We start from the raw sequence: 14,474 nt of genomic DNA on the forward strand, positions 1-14,474 counted from the left end.
CAGGGGTAGAGTGGGGGCATGGATCTCGTCGCTCTCGAACTCTTCTTCATCGGTCTGCTCGGCCTTGCGAGTCTCGCGATCGTCTTCGTGGCGGGCGTCGTGCTGCGCAACCTGTTCCGCGGTCAGCGCTGAGCCGAGCTGTTGCTGCAGCCATGCTCGAGCTTCCTACTGACCTTCCGGCCGATCTCGCCCCGCTGAGCTGGCTCATCGGGGTCTGGGAGGGCACCGGTGTCATCGAGTACACCGCCGGCGACCATCGCTTCCAGGGCGAGTTCACGCATCGCGTGAGCTTCAGCCACGACGGCACCGGTCACATGAACTATTCAGCGACGGCGATCATGGCCGCAGGCGATGGCGAAGCATCCGTCCCCCTCGTCGCCGAGACGGGTTTCTGGCGGCTGTCCCGACCGGCGACGGCGGCGGATGCCGGTCCCGCTCTGCTCCCGCCGACCGAGAAGGCGACCGCACGCACTGTCGACGACGTCGAGCAACTGCGCGCAGCATCCGGCGGGTTCCCGATCGAGGTATCGATCGCGCACTCCGATGGTGCTCTCGAGCTCTACCTGGGTGAGATCAACGGGCCGCGCGTCGATATCGCAACGGACGCGATCGTCCGCAGCGCCGGAGGCAAGGACTACGGCGCGGCCACCCGCATGTACGGGCTCGTCGACGGGCATCTGCTGTGGGCCTGGGACATCGCAGCCCTCGGTGCGGAAATGGCCTCGCACGCCTCCGCTCGACTCGCAAAGGTGTGAACATGCCGACTCTGCTCGATACGCTCTCCGCGCGCGACGGCGCCATCGTGGACGGTGCGGCCGTCGCCCACTTCGGTGATCCGATGCGTGAACAGCGGAGCCTCGCGGCGGGCACGGCTGCGGCTCTGCTCGGCGACCGGCGCGTGGTCGAAGTCGACGGTGTTGACCGCCTCACGTGGCTGGACTCCATCACCTCGCAGGCGCTCGCGCAGCTGAGGCCGGGAACGAGCACGGAGCTGCTCATCCTCGACCCGCAGGGACGAGTCGAGCACGCGGCCGGTGTTTTCGATGACGGAACGACGACCTGGTTGATCGCCGACGCGCCGGACGCCGAGGGGCTCGCCGCGTGGCTGCAGCGCATGGTGTTCCGTTCGCGGGTGACCGTGACGATCCGTACAGATCTCGAACTGCTCGGCTTCTTCGCCGGTGGGCCGGCAGAAGCCGCGATGGCAGCGGCCGCCGCAGCACCGAACGATGTCTCCCTGGTCTGGTCCGACCCGTGGTCGGCTGTGCAGTCGGGCGGTCATCAGTATTCGCAGGTGGCGACGCATCCCGCGGCCGAGTACCACTGGCGCGTTGCGATCGTCGAAGCGGATGCCGCGGCATCCGCGCTCTCGAGCCTCGATGCTGCTGGCCTCATGGCGGCCGAGGCGCTGCGTGTGGCTGCCTGGCGGCCGCGCTGGACAGCGGAGGTCGACGAGCGATCGCTGCCGCACGAGTCGGACTGGATCCGCAGCGCCGTGCATCTGAACAAGGGATGCTACCGGGGACAGGAGACGGTCGCGAAGGTGCACAACCTCGGGCACCCACCGCGCCGTCTGGCAGCTCTGCACCTCGACGGAAGCGCTGACGTGCTGCCCGAGAACGGCGCAGGAGTATTCTCCGGCGACGATGAGATCGGGCACATCACATCGGCTGTCCGCCATTTCGAAGATGGACCCATCGCGCTGGCCATCCTCTCGCGACGAGCACCGACCGGCGATCTCGTCGTGAGGGCCGCTGGGGTCGAGATCGCCGCCGCGCAGCAGGTGATCGTTCCGGCGGATGCCGGTGCCACCGCTGACATCCCTCGGCTGACTCGGCTGTCCCGCAGGCCCGAGGGCCAGGACCCGCGCAAGGCGTAGCACTACCGCGGTGCGACCGCATCCCAATCGACGGTGAGTTCGCCGAGCTTCCATCGGGCTCTGCCGCCTTGCACCGGCCAGCCGTGCTCCTTGAGCGCGGTCGCCGTCGCCAGGAAGCGCTGCGTCGCACCGAATGTCGACAGCGGTGCCGCACGCTCCCACTCGCGGTCCAGTCCGACGAGCAGATCGTGGATGCGCTCGCCGGGAACGTTGCGGTGGATCAGGGCCTTGGGCAGTCGTTCTGCGACGACACCGGGATGCTCGAGTTCGGCCAGCCGCAGCGAGATCGTGAAGCGCAGCGGCTCGCCCGTCGAGGAGATGTCGATCCAGCTCGCGATGCGACCGATCTCGTCGCAGGTGCCCTCGCACAGCATCCCGTCGTGCGACAGCCGGGCCGCCATCGAACGCCAGGCGTCCCGGACGTCCGCTTCGTCGTATTGCCGCAGTACGTTCATCGCACGGATCACGGCCGGGCGGCGTCCACCGGTCAGCGGCACCTCGAAGCCGCCGCGGGAGAAGGAAACCGGGAGATCGGGCGAGAAGTTCGTGAGGCCCGCGCGCACCCCCTCGAGCTGAGCACGCGCCGTCGCCACGCGGGCTGGATCGAGCTCGAAGCCGATCACCTCCGCATCGGCGCGCACTTTGGTGAGCCGTGTCGCCAGTTCGAAGGCAGTGACGCCGCTCGCTCCGTATCCGAGGTCGACCACGAGCGGGTCGGATGCCTGCCTGAAGGCCGTGCTCGCGGCGATCCAGCGGTCGTTTCGGCGGAGTCGATTGGTTCCCGTCGTGCCCCGAGTGGGACGGCCGAGAGGGGAAGACGCCATGGGGTCATTCTCGCATCGCTCTAGACTGGAATCATGACGCGCACTCTCATCCTGCTCCGCCACGGCCAGAGCGAGTGGAACGAATTGAACCTCTTCACCGGTTGGGTGGATGTCCGCCTCACCGAGCAGGGCAAGAACGAAGCTCGCCGCGGCGGCGAGCTCCTGGCCGAGGCCGGCCTGCTGCCCGACGTGCTGCACACCTCGCTGCTCAGCCGTGCCATCCAGACGGCGAACATCGCGCTGGATGCCGCAGACCGGCTCTGGGTTCCTGTCACGCGATCCTGGCGTTTGAACGAGCGCCACTACGGTGCGCTGCAGGGCAAGGACAAGGCGCAGACGCTCGAGGAGTTCGGGCCCGAGCAGTTCCAGCTGTGGCGCCGCTCCTTCGACGTGCCGCCGCCCGTGCTCGACGACGACAGCGAGTTCAGCCAGGTCGGCGACCCGCGCTACGCCGGCATCGACGGAGAGGTGCCGCGCACCGAGTCGCTGAAGCTCGTCATCGACCGACTGCTCCCGTACTGGGACGAGGCGATTGTTCCCGACCTCGAGGCAGGGCGGACCGTGCTCGTCACCGCACACGGCAACTCGCTGCGCGGACTGGTCAAGCATCTCGATGGCATCAGCGATGCCGATATTGCCGAACTCAACATTCCCACCGGCATCCCGCTGGTCTACGAGCTCGACGACAACAACGTTCCCACCGGCCCCGGGCGCTACCTCGACCCCGCTGCTGCCGCAGCCGGTGCTGCCGCTGTCGCGTCACAGGGCAAGAAGTAGTCCCACCCACACCTGTTTACGACTGAGACCCCGTCGCGCTGGCATCAGCGCGACGGGGTCTCAGTCGTAAAAGGAGCTCAGCCCTTGCCGGCTGACTTCTCGTCGTTCAAGATCGAGTTCGCGTGAGCCTCGGCAGCGAGGGGAATGTCGTGCTCCTCGACGGCCCAGTCGCCCGTGGCGAGGTAGACGACCTTCTTGGCGATCGCGACGGCGTGATCGGCGAAGCGCTCGTGGTAGCGGCTCGCCAGAGTCGCATCGACTGTTGCGGTCGCCTCGCCCTTCCAGTTGTCGCTGAGGACCTTCTCGAACACGCGGGCGTGCAATTCGTCCACGTCGTCGTCGGCATTACGGATCTCATCGGCCAGACGCAGGTCCTGGGTGCGCAGCAGCTCAGACAGTGTGCGCGAGATCTCGACGTCGAGCTCGCCCATCTTCGAGAAGGTGCCCTTGAGTCCCTTGGGGATCGCGCGCTCGGGGAACCGCAGACGGGCGAGCTGCGCGATGTGCTCGGCCATGTCGCCCATGCGCTCCAGCGATGCGCTCACCCGCAGCGCGAACACCACGATGCGCAGGTCCCGTGCCACGGGCTGCTGGCGAGCGAGGACCTCGATGGCCAGTTCGTCCAGGGCGACGGCGAGTTCGTCGATTTTCGCGTCGTCGGCGATGACTTCTTCAGCCAGCGAGACGTCGCTGTTCGCGAAGGCATGCGTGGCCTTGTCGATGGCGAGCGTGACGAGGTCGGCGATCTCCACGAGTCGAGACTGGATGTCCTCGAGGGACTGGTGGAAGACTTCGCGCATGACTGGCGCAACCTTTCGTTCGAATCTCGACCGGTGCGATGCAACCGGTGAGGGCACGACAATGCTCGCGCGCCATCTGCGATTGTGGTCGCCGAAGGTTAACGAACGGTGCCCGGTACGTGAATAGTAGTTCCCGATCTTGGCTTCTGATGTGAAAGCGCGCTGAATCAGAGGTGAACGCGCCCTACGCTGAAGACATGACCCAGGGGACCACCGCGCTCATCGCCCTCGCTGTCGGTCTGGTGATCGGTATCGGGCTGTGTGCGATCCTCGCGTGGGCATACCGTTCCCGAGCCCGCAATGTGGAGGCCACATCCACGGCTGTGCCACAGGGCACGCTGGATGTCTTGGAGAGCATGGATGACGCGGCATGCGTACTCGATGCGTCCGGGCTCGTGCTCGCTGTCTCCCACGCGGCCACCCGTCTGGGGATCAACATCGGTGCGACGTTGGAGAATTCGGAACTGCGCCAGCTCGTGCGCACGGTTCGTTCGAGCGGGGTATCCACAACGGAGTCGATGCGTCTCACGCGCTCGCGCGGAGGCCTGGATCCGCGGCTGGTCTCGGCACGCGCGAGCGTTTTGGGCGCGCAGTTGATTCTGATGATCATCAGAGACGTCACCGAGCAGGAGCGGCTCGATCAGGTCCGCCGCGACTTCGTGGCGAACACGAGTCATGAGCTGAAGACGCCCGTGGGCGCGGTGACCCTGCTCGCAGAGGCGATCGAGTCGGCTTCGGACGATCCCGCGCAGGTACGCGTCTTCGCGGCGCGCATCTCCGCGGAGGCAACCCGGCTCGCGCAGCTCACCGGTCGCATCATGAGCCTGTCGCGACTGCAGGCAGCTGACGGTGTCGCCGACTTCGATCCCGTGTCCGTGGACGAGGTGGTCGCAGCATCGCTGGAGGCGCATGCCGTTCAGGCGGATTCGGCAAGCCTCGAACTCACTCGAGGAGGCGATCGGGGGGTGTTCGTCTACGGCGATGCGCAGATCCTCGTCGAGGCGGTCAGTAATCTCATCGCCAATGCGATCGTGTATTCACCGAAGGGCTCGCACATCGGCGTCGGTGTGAAGATCGATGATGAGACGGTGCAGATCGCCGTGTCCGACCAGGGGATAGGGATCAGCGAAACCGATCGTGAGCGTATTTTCGAGCGCTTCTACCGCGCCGATGAAGCGCGTTCCCGGCGCACAGGCGGCACCGGACTCGGACTCTCGATCGTCAAGCACGCCATCCAGCGGCACGGGGGAGAGGTTCGTGTGTGGTCGCGCCCAGGGCGCGGGTCGACGTTCACGATCGTGCTGCCGTGGATCGAAGCCCCCGCGAAAGAAGAGCCTCGTAAGAAGTCCAAGAAGAAGCGCGCTCGGAAGGACTCCAAAGGAGCAAACACCGAGCACGTCCGAAAGGGAGAGCACGCATGACCCGTATCCTTCTCGTCGAGGATGAGCCAGACCTCGCCGACCCGCTCGCATACCTTCTCCGCCGCGAGGGATTCGAGGTCGAGATCGCCGAGGATGGGCCAGCGGCCCTGACGGCGTTCCGCGAACGGGGCGCCGATATCATCCTGCTCGATCTCATGCTGCCGGGGATGCCCGGCACCGAGGTATGCCGACAGGTCCGCTCCACCTCGACGGTGCCGATCATCATGGTCACGGCGAAGGACTCCGAGGTCGACATCGTGGTGGGGCTCGAGCTGGGTGCCGACGACTACATCACCAAGCCGTACTCCTCACGTGAACTGCTGGCGAGGATGCGGGCCCTGCTGCGGAGAGTCGCGCAGACCGACGATGACCTCGAGGAGCGCGTGCTCGAGGGCGGTCGGGTCTCGCTCGACATCGATCGGCACACCGTGTCGGTTGCCGGATCGGAGATCAACATGCCGCTGAAGGAGTTCGAGCTTCTCGAGCTGCTCATGCGCAACTCCGGACGAGTGCTCACCCGGGGGCAGCTCATCGACCGGGTGTGGGGGAGTGACTACTTCGGCGACACGAAGACGCTCGATGTCCACATCAAGCGCATCCGCTCCCGTATCGAGGAGAACCCCGGCGAGCCGAGCATGCTCGTCACCGTGCGGGGGCTCGGCTACCGCTTCGCGGGCTGAGACGGTAAGCCCGGCGCCCTATTCGGCGACGGGAGCCTGCTCTGCCGGAACGAGGTCGGAGTACTCGGGCAGCGTGCCGTCGAGGACGGGGATCTCGGCGGTGGCACCGGTTGCGTCACCGGACTGGAAGTACATTTCGACGGTGGCGCCCGGCATCGTGTCGAAGTCGTCGATGCGTAGCGGCTCGGCGTTCGCCCCGAGGCTGACGGTGTCACCGGCGCCGACGTGGAGCCTCAGAGGCTCGAGTCCTTCGATCTCGATGATGAGGGTCTCGGCGTTGCTCGTGGCGTTGACGACAGCGGCGATCAGGTTGCCGGTCGAGCCGTCTTCGGTCGCGATGACCATGGCGTTGCGAATGTCCAACGGACCCTCGGAGTCGGGGACGTTCACGCCATCCGACACGTTGTAGGGATCGATCGACGTCGCCTGCGGCGTGAGGAACGTGCACCCGGTCGTCCCGAGCAGGACGAGGGCGCTGACGGCGGCTGACGCTACAAGGCGCGATTTCACGAGTCCTCCTGGAGCTGTGGGATGTCTTTCCCATTCTATGGGTATCGACCACGCCTGCAGGGACATGCGGGGGCAAACCTTAGCGCATGTCGCCTGTGGTATTCTGGAGGTTGCCGAAAGGACACGATTTTATGCTTTTTGAGGTTGGCGAAACGGTCGTCTATCCGCACCATGGTGCTGCGAAGATCATCGAGGTCAAGGATCGCGTCATAAAGGGCGAGACCAAGAAATACCTGAAGCTCAACGTCACCCAGGGTGACTTGATCATCGAGGTGCCCGCTGAGAACGTCGACCTTGTCGGCGTCCGCGATGTCATCGGACAGGAGGGCCTCGACCAGGTGTTCGAGGTGTTGCGCGCGCCGTTCACCGAGGAGCCCACCAACTGGTCACGTCGTTACAAGGCGAACCTCGAGAAGCTCGCCTCCGGCGATGTCATCAAGGTCAGCGAGGTCGTTCGCGACCTGTGGCGTCGCGATCAGGACCGCGGGCTTTCCGCCGGTGAGAAGCGCATGCTCGCCAAGGCTCGTCAGATCCTTATCTCCGAGCTCGCGCTCGCTGAGAAGTGCGATGAAGACAAGGCTGGCACGCTGCTCGATGAGGTTCTCGCCTCCTGAATGATGCTTCTCTCTCGCTAAAGTGAGAGTGTGACTGTCATCCCTGTGCCGACCACGGCGATCATCGTCGTCGCGGCCGGTTCTGGAACGCGCTTGGGAGCTTCGGCTCCCAAGGCCTTCGTGGGCATCGGCGAGCGGTCTGTCCTGCGCCATGCGCTTGACGGCGTCTTCGCGGCGTCCCCGGCTCAGGTCATCGTCGTCGCGCCCGCGGGGCTCGAGGGGGATGCCGAAGCCGAGCTGCGTGCGGCTGCCGGAGATCGCCAGGACTTCGGCCGAGTCGTCATCGGGGGCGAGACCAGGCAGCAGTCCGTGGCTGCCGGACTCCGCGCGCTCTGGGGCGATATCACCACGGTCCTCGTGCACGATGCTGCCCGCGCTCTGACTCCGCCGACCCAGATCGATGCGGTCGCAACCGCCGTCACACCCGCCAGCGGCGTGATTCCCGCTCTGCCCGTGGTCAACACGCTCAAACGCGTCGCGGGAGATGACGTCGTGGAAGCGGTCGATCGCGACTCGCTCGTCGCTGCTCAGACTCCGCAGGGCTTTCCGCGCGTGCTCCTCGAAGAGGCGTATGCCGCGGCCCTGGAGGCCGGGACGGAGTACACCGATGATGCCGCGCTGTTCGCGGCCGCGGGGCATCCGGTCAGGCGCATCAGTGGCTCCGAGCGCGCGTTCAAGATCACGACGCCGTCGGATCTCGATCGCGCTCGTCAGCTTCTCGCACCCCCTGCCGCACGTGCGCTGGCATCCGTCCCGCGAGTCGGCATCGGCACCGACGTGCACGCGTACGGAGGCGACGGAAACCTGTGGCTGGCAGGGCTGGAGTGGCCAGGGGAGCCTGCGCTGTCCGGGCATTCCGACGGCGATGCCGTCGCCCACGCGATCGTCGATGCCCTATTGGGGGCTGCAGGACTCGGCGACATCGGCGAGCACTTCGGAACGTCGCACCCGGAGTTCGCCGGAGCGCACGGCGACGTCTTCCTCGCACGCACCCGTCAGATCCTCGCCGAAGCGGGATTCCTGATCGGCAACGTGTCGGTGCAGCTGCAGGCCAACCGGCCACGCTTCAGCGTACGCAGGGCAGAAGCCGAGGCTGCGCTCTCCCATGCACTCGGGGGCGCAACGGTGTCGATCTCGGCAACGACGACCGACGGACTCGGCTTCACCGGACGAACAGAAGGCGCCGCGGTCACAGCTGTCGCGCTGGTCGTGCCCGGTACGCTAGAGCGGTGACACTCCGCCTCCATGACACCCGTGCGCAGCAGTTGCGCGACTTCGTGCCTCTCGATCCCGAGAACATCACGATGTACGTGTGCGGACCCACCGTGCAGTCGGGCCCTCATATCGGGCATGTTCGCGCCGCGCTGAGCTTCGACATCCTGCGCCGCTGGCTCAGCTACCGCTATGGACGAGTCACCTTCGTGCGCAACGTCACCGATATCGACGACAAGGTGCTAACGAATGCGACAGACGCCGAGCCGTGGTGGGCTCTGGCGTACCGCATGGAACAGGAATTCACCGCAGCGTATGCAGGGATAGGAATCCTGCCGCCGACCTACGAGCCGCGTGCGACAGCATCCATCCCGCAGATGCAGGAACTCATCCAGATCCTGATCGAGCGAGGGAATGCGTACCCTGCTCCGGATGCTTCGGGAGATGTGTACTTCGACGTGCGCTCCTGGCCCGAGTACGGTGCGCTGACGCGCCAGTCGCTCGATGCCATGGAGGCGGCAGAGGATGCCGATGGTCGCGGCAAGCGCAACCCACAGGACTTCGCCCTCTGGAAAGGTACGAAGGCGGGCGAGCCCGCGGATGCCGCGTGGGAGTCGCCGTGGGGGTCAGGACGCCCCGGGTGGCACATCGAATGCTCGGCGATGTCGCGGCGCTACCTCGGCGCCGAGTTCGATATCCACGGCGGAGGGCTCGACCTGCGTTTCCCGCACCACGAGAACGAGCTCGCGCAGTCGACCGCTGCCGGTGACGGATTCGCGCGCTACTGGGTGCACAACGGGCTGGTGACCGTCGACGGACAGAAGATGTCGAAGTCGCTCGGCAACTTCACCCTCGCCGCCGATGTGCTCGCAGAGCACGATCCGCTGGTCGTGCGCTATGCGCTCGCCGCTGCCCACTACCGGTCGAGTCTCGATCTGACAGATTCGTCGTACGCCGAGGCCGAGTCCGCCCTCGCGCGGGTGCGCACGTTCATCGAGCGTGCGGAGCGTGTCACGGAAGCTGAGGCGCCCGAGAACCTCCCGGCCGAGTTCGAACGCGCGATGGACGACGATCTCGGAGTGCCGCAGGCGCTGGCCGCGCTTCATGAGAGCGTTCGCCGGGGAAATGCGGCCTTGGATGCCGAGGACTATGCCGACGCGGCGCGTGAACTGCACGCGGTCGAGGCGATGACACGAATTCTCGGGATCGACCCACGGGATGCGCAGTGGAGCGCCCAGGGGAGTGCCGCCGAAGCATCCGCTCTGGATGCTCTCGTGCAGACGATGATCACGCAGCGCGCCCAGGCGCGCGCAGACAAGGACTGGGCAGCAGCGGATCGCATCCGCGACGCGATCGCTGCCGCAGGAATCACGCTGGAGGATACTCCGGCCGGAACTCATTGGAGTATTGATGGCTAAGCCAGGACGCCCCGGAGCGGGCAGCAACAAGAAGAAGGGCGCACTCAAGGGCACCGGAGGGCTCGGACGCAAGTCGCTCGAGGGCCGCGGGCCGACGCCGAAGGCAGAAGACCGCGCCTGGCACGTCGCCGGCAAGCGCAAGGCCGCGAACGAGCGCTATGCGGCAGCCGGCGGCAAGGGCCGTCCGTCGGGAAGTTCCAACAGCGGGGGCCGCAGCGGAGGCAGCAATCCGAACCGCTCGCCCAAGTCGAAGGCCGGCGACGACACGGAGAACGTGACCGGTCGCAACTCCGTGCTTGAGGCGCTGCGTGCCAAGATTCCCGCGACGGCGTTCTACATCGCGCAGCGGGTCGAGATGGATGACCGTGTCAAGGAGATGCTGTCGATCGCGACGCACCGCGGCATCCCGGTGCTCGAGGTCACCCGTCAGGAACTTGACCGGATGGCCGGATTCGACGGAGTGCATCAGGGGGTAGCCCTCAAGGTGCCGCCCTATGAGTACGCTCACCCGCAGGATCTGCTGGAGAAAGTGATCGATCGCGGCGAAGTTCCGCTGTTCGTGGCACTCGACGGCATCACGGATCCCCGCAACCTCGGTGCGATCATCCGCTCGACGGCCGCTTTCGGCGGGCACGGCATCATCGTGCCGCAGCGCCGTTCGGCGGGTGTGAACTCCGCGGCCTGGAAGACCAGTGCGGGAGCTGCCGCACGCCTGCCGGTCGCAATGGCCACGAACCTCACCACGCAGCTGAAAGAGTTCAAGAAGCAGGGCGTGTTCGTGATCGGCCTCGATGGTGGCGGCGATGTCCTCCTGCCTGACCTCTCTCTGGCCGATCGCCCTGTCGTGGTCGTCGTCGGTTCGGAGGGCAAGGGCCTCTCGCGCCTCGTGACGGAGAACTGCGACCAGATCATCTCGATCCCGATCTCCGCAGCCACGGAATCGCTCAACGCCGGGATCGCGGCATCCGTCGCGCTCTACCAGATCGCCACAGTGAGGAGCCAGGCATGAGCCGCATAGCGGTCATCGGAGGAACCGGCTACGCCGGATCGCACATCATCGAAGAAGCGGTGGCGCGCGGCCATTCGGCGATCTCGATCGCACGCTCCATTCCGACGGAGCGCGTCGAGGGCGCGATCTACGTGGAAGGAAACATCCTCGACGTCCCGAGCCTGCTCGAGCAGATCCAGGAGGCGGACGTCGTCATCCAGGCGCTGTCCCCGCGCGGTGACATGGTCGGCAAGGTCCGTCCTGCGACGGCTGAGCTGTATGCGGCGCTTCCGGACAACGTGCGGCTCGGCGTCGTCGGCGGTGCCGGTGGCAGCCTCGTAGCTCCCGGTGGTGCGCGCTTGATCGACACGGATTTCCCGGAGGAGTTCAAACCCGAGGCGTTCGAGGCGATCGGCGTGCTGGAAGACCTGCGCGCCGCCGCCGATGGCAATGACTGGTTCTTCATCCACCCGGCAGGTGGCTTCGGCAACTGGGCGCCGGGCGAGCGCACCGGGACGTACCGCGACGGTGGTCCCGTGCTGGTCACGGGCGAAAATGGTGAGTCCTTCATTTCGGGAGCCGACCTCGGCGTCGCCTTCATCGACGAGATCGAGAACCCCAAGCACCACCGCGAGAATTTCGCCGTCGGCTACTAGTTCACACCAGGTCGCGCCAGTCGACCTGATCCTCCTCGTCGGTCACCGCCATCGTGCCGGTGACCACGGGGAGTGACATCGTCTCGGTGGGCGGACCCATGATCGTGGCCTCGTCTCGACGGTGCCGCAGCACGTCGTTGATGTAGGACGTCAGGACTTCGGCGAGCGGGATGGATCGGTCGTTCGCCTGCGAGAGGTACCACCGGTGCTCGAGCACCTGGTGGAAGACCTCGGCGGGCTCGAGCTTCGCGCGCAGGTCGTAGGGGATCGCTCGCACGACCGGCTCGAAGACGCGTGTGAGCCACTCATGCGCATACATCTCCTCGTCGGACCACTCCTTCTTCGACCGCGCACGGAACTCGTCCAGATCGTTCAGGAGCCTGCGCGCCTGGTTCTCCTCGACGTCGAGTCCGGTGAGGCGGATGAGTCGGCGCTGATGGTGGCCTGCGTCGACGACCTTCGGCTGGATCTGCACCACCGTGCCGTCGGCGGTGGTCGACATCGACATCTCATCGATGTCGAACCCGAGCGAGTTCAACTGCTCGACGCGCTCGGTGATGCGCCAGGTCTCGTTCGCAGAGAACGATTCCTGCTCGGTGAGAGCCGCCCAGAGCGAGTGATACGACGACACGATGCCATCGGCGATGGCGACGGCATCCACGCCGTGCTCGAGGCGCCCACCGGCAGCGAGGTCCATGATCTCTCCGGCGATGTTCGTGCGAGCGAGATCCAGGTCGTAGAGGCGCTGCCCCTCGGTCAGGCCTTCCTCGTGGAGTTCACCGGTCTCAGCATCCACCAGATAGGCGGCGAAGGCGCCGGCGTCACGGCGGAACAGCGTGTTCGATAGAGATACGTCGCCCCAGTAGAAGCCCACGTTGTGCAGTCGCACGAGAAGCAGCGCGAGTGCGTCGACGAGACGGGTGGCCGTGTCCGGACGGAGGACGCGCGTGAACAGTGCGCGGTAGGGCATGGAGAAACGCAGGTGTGCCGTCACTAGTACGGCGGGCAGCGGACTGCCATCGGCATCCGTTCGTCCGGCGATCACCGCGACGCGGTCGACGCACGGCACATCCAGGCGACCGAGGCTGCCGAGCAGTTCGTACTCGCGCTGGGCCATCTCAGCGGTCGTCTCCTTCACAGCGACGACACGGCCGGACAGGTCGGCGAAGCGCACCAGGTGCCGCGACAGGCCCTTCGGGAGCGACACGATGCGCTCCGACGGCCACTTGGCCAATGGTGTCGACCAGGGCAGCGCCAGCAGCTCGGGGTCGACCTTGCTGGCGGTGATGCGAAGTGAGTCCTGCATGCTGCCCCTGACGCGATATCTCCGGAAACGACGCAGCGCGGGTGACCCAGAAGGTCAGCCCGCGCCGTGTCGTGAATCGAACCTAGGAAGCCGAGATGACCGGCTTGTCGTTCAGGCGAAGTCCCGACTCGATGTCGAACGCGTGGATGTGGCCGACGCTCGCGGCGAGCGTGACGGTCTCGCCGGCAGCCGGGTGGTTGCGGCCGTCGACGCGGGCGACGAGGTCGGTGCGCTTGCCGTTGATGTCGGTGTGTCCGTAGAGGTAGCCGTCAGCGCCGAGCTCCTCAACGAGGTCGACCATGACCGAGAGGCCCTTGCCATCGGCGGGGCCGACGACGATGTCCTCCGGACGCACGCCGACGGTGACCTGGCTGCCGTTTGCCCGGCCGACCGTGTCGCGGTCGAGTGCAACGACCTCGGTTCCGAACTGGACGCCGCCCTCGGCGAGGTCTGCCGAGAAGAGGTTCATGGCCGGCGAGCCGATGAAGCCGGCGACGAAGACGTTCTCGGGCTTCTCGTACAGGTCGCGCGGGGAGCCGACCTGCTGGAGCAGACCGTCCTTGAGGACTGCGATGCGGTCACCCATCGTCAGAGCCTCGGTCTGGTCGTGGGTGACGTAGACCGTGGTGACGCCGAGACGACGCTGGAGCGAGGCGATCTGCGTACGGGTCTGCACGCGGAGCTTGGCATCGAGGTTCGACAGCGGCTCGTCCATGAGGAACACCTGCGGCTGGCGGACGATCGCGCGGCCCATGGCGACGCGCTGACGCTGACCACCCGAGAGAGCCTTCGGCTTGCGGGTCAGGTACTCCTCGAGGTCGAGGAGCTTCGCAGCCTCGAGCACGCGGGCGGCACGCTCTTCCTTGCCGATGCCGGCGATCTTCAGGGCGAAGCCCATGTTCTCGGCAACCGTCATGTGCGGGTACAGCGCGTAGTTCTGGAAGACCATTGCGATGTCGCGGTCCTTCGGCGGCACGTCGGTCACGTCGCGGTCACCGATCATGATGCGGCCTTCGTTGACCTCTTCGAGGCCGGCGAGCATGCGCAGCGACGTGGACTTTCCACAGCCGGAAGGACCGACCAGGACGAGGAACTCACCGTCAGCGACTTCGAGATTCAGCTTGTCGACGGCCGGGCGGGTTCCGCCGGGATACAGCCGCGTAGCGTCATCGAACGTTACAGATGCCATTGTTTTCTCCTTCACCGGCAGGTACGTGCCGGACGATCCGTTGTGAGGATGCGGTGGGATCTCGCCCACCGTGGCCCGTCATCGGGCCGCGTCCAGTATGTCACGGATGCTGGCATCTGGGTGATTCCCAGCCTGGCTGACTACCATCGAACGCGGCCCCGCTTGCAGCAACCATGCGTGCGTCAGCAGCCGAAGGGGAG

Annotated in this window: 15 protein-coding genes; 10 read left to right on the plus strand and 5 right to left on the minus strand. The window is 66.2% G+C overall.

The features are described 5' to 3' along the window. Window positions 1-152: 152 nt before the first annotated feature. Together ACTIAO_RS07205 and ygfZ are read left to right on the plus strand one after the other, a co-directional pair. Window positions 153-755 (plus strand): FABP family protein, encoded by a 603-nt coding sequence (locus ACTIAO_RS07205; protein WP_441905604.1) that lies wholly within the window; start codon window positions 153-155, stop codon window positions 753-755. A gap of 2 nt (window positions 756-757) precedes the next feature. After that, complete coding sequence (gene ygfZ / locus ACTIAO_RS07210) at window positions 758-1,879, plus strand: CAF17-like 4Fe-4S cluster assembly/insertion protein YgfZ (RefSeq protein ID WP_441905605.1); 1,122 nt, start codon at window positions 758-760, stop codon at window positions 1,877-1,879. Window positions 1,880-1,881: 2 nt separating this feature from the next. Here ygfZ and ACTIAO_RS07215 read toward each other — a convergent pair whose 3' ends face one another. Continuing rightward, window positions 1,882-2,703 (minus strand): class I SAM-dependent methyltransferase, encoded by an 822-nt coding sequence (locus tag ACTIAO_RS07215; RefSeq protein ID WP_441905606.1) that lies wholly within the window; start codon window positions 2,701-2,703, stop codon window positions 1,882-1,884. Between the two features lie 33 nt (window positions 2,704-2,736). On the opposite strand from ACTIAO_RS07215, the gene ACTIAO_RS07220 reads away from it, so the two are divergent. After that, window positions 2,737-3,480 (plus strand): phosphoglyceromutase, encoded by a 744-nt coding sequence (locus ACTIAO_RS07220; RefSeq protein ID WP_441905607.1) that lies wholly within the window; start codon window positions 2,737-2,739, stop codon window positions 3,478-3,480. Between the two features lie 77 nt (window positions 3,481-3,557). On the opposite strand, the gene phoU is transcribed toward ACTIAO_RS07220, so the two are convergent. Next, a complete protein-coding gene (phoU, locus tag ACTIAO_RS07225) occupies window positions 3,558-4,280 on the minus strand; it encodes a phosphate signaling complex protein PhoU (protein ID WP_441905608.1) in 723 nt (240 codons plus the stop codon). Window positions 4,281-4,477: 197 nt separating this feature from the next. On the opposite strand from phoU, the gene ACTIAO_RS07230 reads away from it, so the two are divergent. Beyond that, window positions 4,478-5,701 (plus strand): sensor histidine kinase, encoded by a 1,224-nt coding sequence (locus ACTIAO_RS07230; protein WP_441905609.1) that lies wholly within the window; start codon window positions 4,478-4,480, stop codon window positions 5,699-5,701. Then, a complete protein-coding gene (locus tag ACTIAO_RS07235) occupies window positions 5,698-6,381 on the plus strand; it encodes a response regulator (protein ID WP_441905610.1) in 684 nt (227 codons plus the stop codon). Before ACTIAO_RS07230 ends, ACTIAO_RS07235 begins: the two co-directional genes overlap by 4 nt. Before the next feature lie 18 nt (window positions 6,382-6,399). On the opposite strand, the gene ACTIAO_RS07240 is transcribed toward ACTIAO_RS07235, so the two are convergent. Further along, window positions 6,400-6,891 carry a DNA modification methylase gene (locus ACTIAO_RS07240; protein WP_441905611.1) on the minus strand — a complete coding sequence of 164 codons (492 nt, stop codon included), beginning with the start codon at window positions 6,889-6,891 and terminating at the stop codon, window positions 6,400-6,402. Between the two features lie 131 nt (window positions 6,892-7,022). On the opposite strand from ACTIAO_RS07240, the gene ACTIAO_RS07245 reads away from it, so the two are divergent. The 5 genes from ACTIAO_RS07245 to ACTIAO_RS07265 are packed head-to-tail and all read left to right on the plus strand — an operon-like array spanning window position 7,023 to window position 11,779. Beyond that, window positions 7,023-7,505: a CarD family transcriptional regulator gene (locus tag ACTIAO_RS07245; RefSeq protein WP_441905612.1), complete on the plus strand. Its 483-nt coding sequence runs from the start codon at window positions 7,023-7,025 to the stop codon at window positions 7,503-7,505. A gap of 30 nt (window positions 7,506-7,535) precedes the next feature. Then, the gene (gene ispD, locus ACTIAO_RS07250; RefSeq protein ID WP_441905613.1) at window positions 7,536-8,738 is read left to right on the plus strand and encodes a 2-C-methyl-D-erythritol 4-phosphate cytidylyltransferase; all 1,203 of its coding nucleotides are present in this window, start codon (window positions 7,536-7,538) and stop codon (window positions 8,736-8,738) included. Continuing rightward, entirely contained in the window at window positions 8,735-10,135 is a 1,401-nt protein-coding gene (gene cysS / locus ACTIAO_RS07255; RefSeq protein WP_441905614.1) for a cysteine--tRNA ligase, read from the plus strand. The genes ispD and cysS overlap by 4 nt, the downstream gene beginning before the upstream one ends. Continuing rightward, complete coding sequence (gene rlmB, locus ACTIAO_RS07260) at window positions 10,128-11,144, plus strand: 23S rRNA (guanosine(2251)-2'-O)-methyltransferase RlmB (protein ID WP_441905615.1); 1,017 nt, start codon at window positions 10,128-10,130, stop codon at window positions 11,142-11,144. The genes cysS and rlmB overlap by 8 nt, the downstream gene beginning before the upstream one ends. Beyond that, window positions 11,141-11,779 (plus strand): NAD(P)-dependent oxidoreductase, encoded by a 639-nt coding sequence (locus tag ACTIAO_RS07265; protein WP_441905616.1) that lies wholly within the window; start codon window positions 11,141-11,143, stop codon window positions 11,777-11,779. The genes rlmB and ACTIAO_RS07265 overlap by 4 nt, the downstream gene beginning before the upstream one ends. Before the next feature lies 1 nt (window position 11,780). On the opposite strand, the gene ACTIAO_RS07270 is transcribed toward ACTIAO_RS07265, so the two are convergent. Further along, window positions 11,781-13,085 carry a DUF4032 domain-containing protein gene (locus ACTIAO_RS07270; RefSeq protein WP_441905617.1) on the minus strand — a complete coding sequence of 435 codons (1,305 nt, stop codon included), beginning with the start codon at window positions 13,083-13,085 and terminating at the stop codon, window positions 11,781-11,783. Window positions 13,086-13,167: 82 nt separating this feature from the next. Beyond that, window positions 13,168-14,274 (minus strand): ABC transporter ATP-binding protein, encoded by a 1,107-nt coding sequence (locus tag ACTIAO_RS07275; protein ID WP_441905618.1) that lies wholly within the window; start codon window positions 14,272-14,274, stop codon window positions 13,168-13,170. Window positions 14,275-14,474: the final 200 nt, after the last annotated feature.

Origin of the sequence: Microbacterium sp. (genome assembly GCF_052099035.1) — a bacterium.
Lineage (GTDB): Bacteria > Actinomycetota > Actinomycetes > Actinomycetales > Microbacteriaceae > Microbacterium.

Excerpts from the sequence above, each read along its gene's own strand:
- ACTIAO_RS07215 (WP_441905606.1), bottom strand. The coding sequence starts at position 2,703 with ATGGCGTCTTCCCCTCTCGGCCGTCCCACTCGGGGCACGACGGGAACC.
- ACTIAO_RS07235 (WP_441905610.1), top strand. The coding sequence starts at position 5,698 with ATGACCCGTATCCTTCTCGTCGAGGATGAGCCAGACCTCGCCGACCCG.
- ACTIAO_RS07245 (WP_441905612.1), top strand. The coding sequence starts at position 7,023 with ATGCTTTTTGAGGTTGGCGAAACGGTCGTCTATCCGCACCATGGTGCT.
- phoU (WP_441905608.1), bottom strand. The coding sequence starts at position 4,280 with ATGCGCGAAGTCTTCCACCAGTCCCTCGAGGACATCCAGTCTCGACTC.
- ygfZ (WP_441905605.1), top strand. The coding sequence starts at position 758 with ATGCCGACTCTGCTCGATACGCTCTCCGCGCGCGACGGCGCCATCGTG.
- ACTIAO_RS07230 (WP_441905609.1), top strand. The coding sequence starts at position 4,478 with ATGACCCAGGGGACCACCGCGCTCATCGCCCTCGCTGTCGGTCTGGTG.
- ACTIAO_RS07205 (WP_441905604.1), top strand. The coding sequence starts at position 153 with ATGCTCGAGCTTCCTACTGACCTTCCGGCCGATCTCGCCCCGCTGAGC.
- ACTIAO_RS07265 (WP_441905616.1), top strand. The coding sequence starts at position 11,141 with ATGAGCCGCATAGCGGTCATCGGAGGAACCGGCTACGCCGGATCGCAC.
- ACTIAO_RS07275 (WP_441905618.1), bottom strand. The coding sequence starts at position 14,274 with ATGGCATCTGTAACGTTCGATGACGCTACGCGGCTGTATCCCGGCGGA.
- rlmB (WP_441905615.1), top strand. The coding sequence starts at position 10,128 with ATGGCTAAGCCAGGACGCCCCGGAGCGGGCAGCAACAAGAAGAAGGGC.
- ACTIAO_RS07220 (WP_441905607.1), top strand. The coding sequence starts at position 2,737 with ATGACGCGCACTCTCATCCTGCTCCGCCACGGCCAGAGCGAGTGGAAC.
- ACTIAO_RS07270 (WP_441905617.1), bottom strand. The coding sequence starts at position 13,085 with ATGCAGGACTCACTTCGCATCACCGCCAGCAAGGTCGACCCCGAGCTG.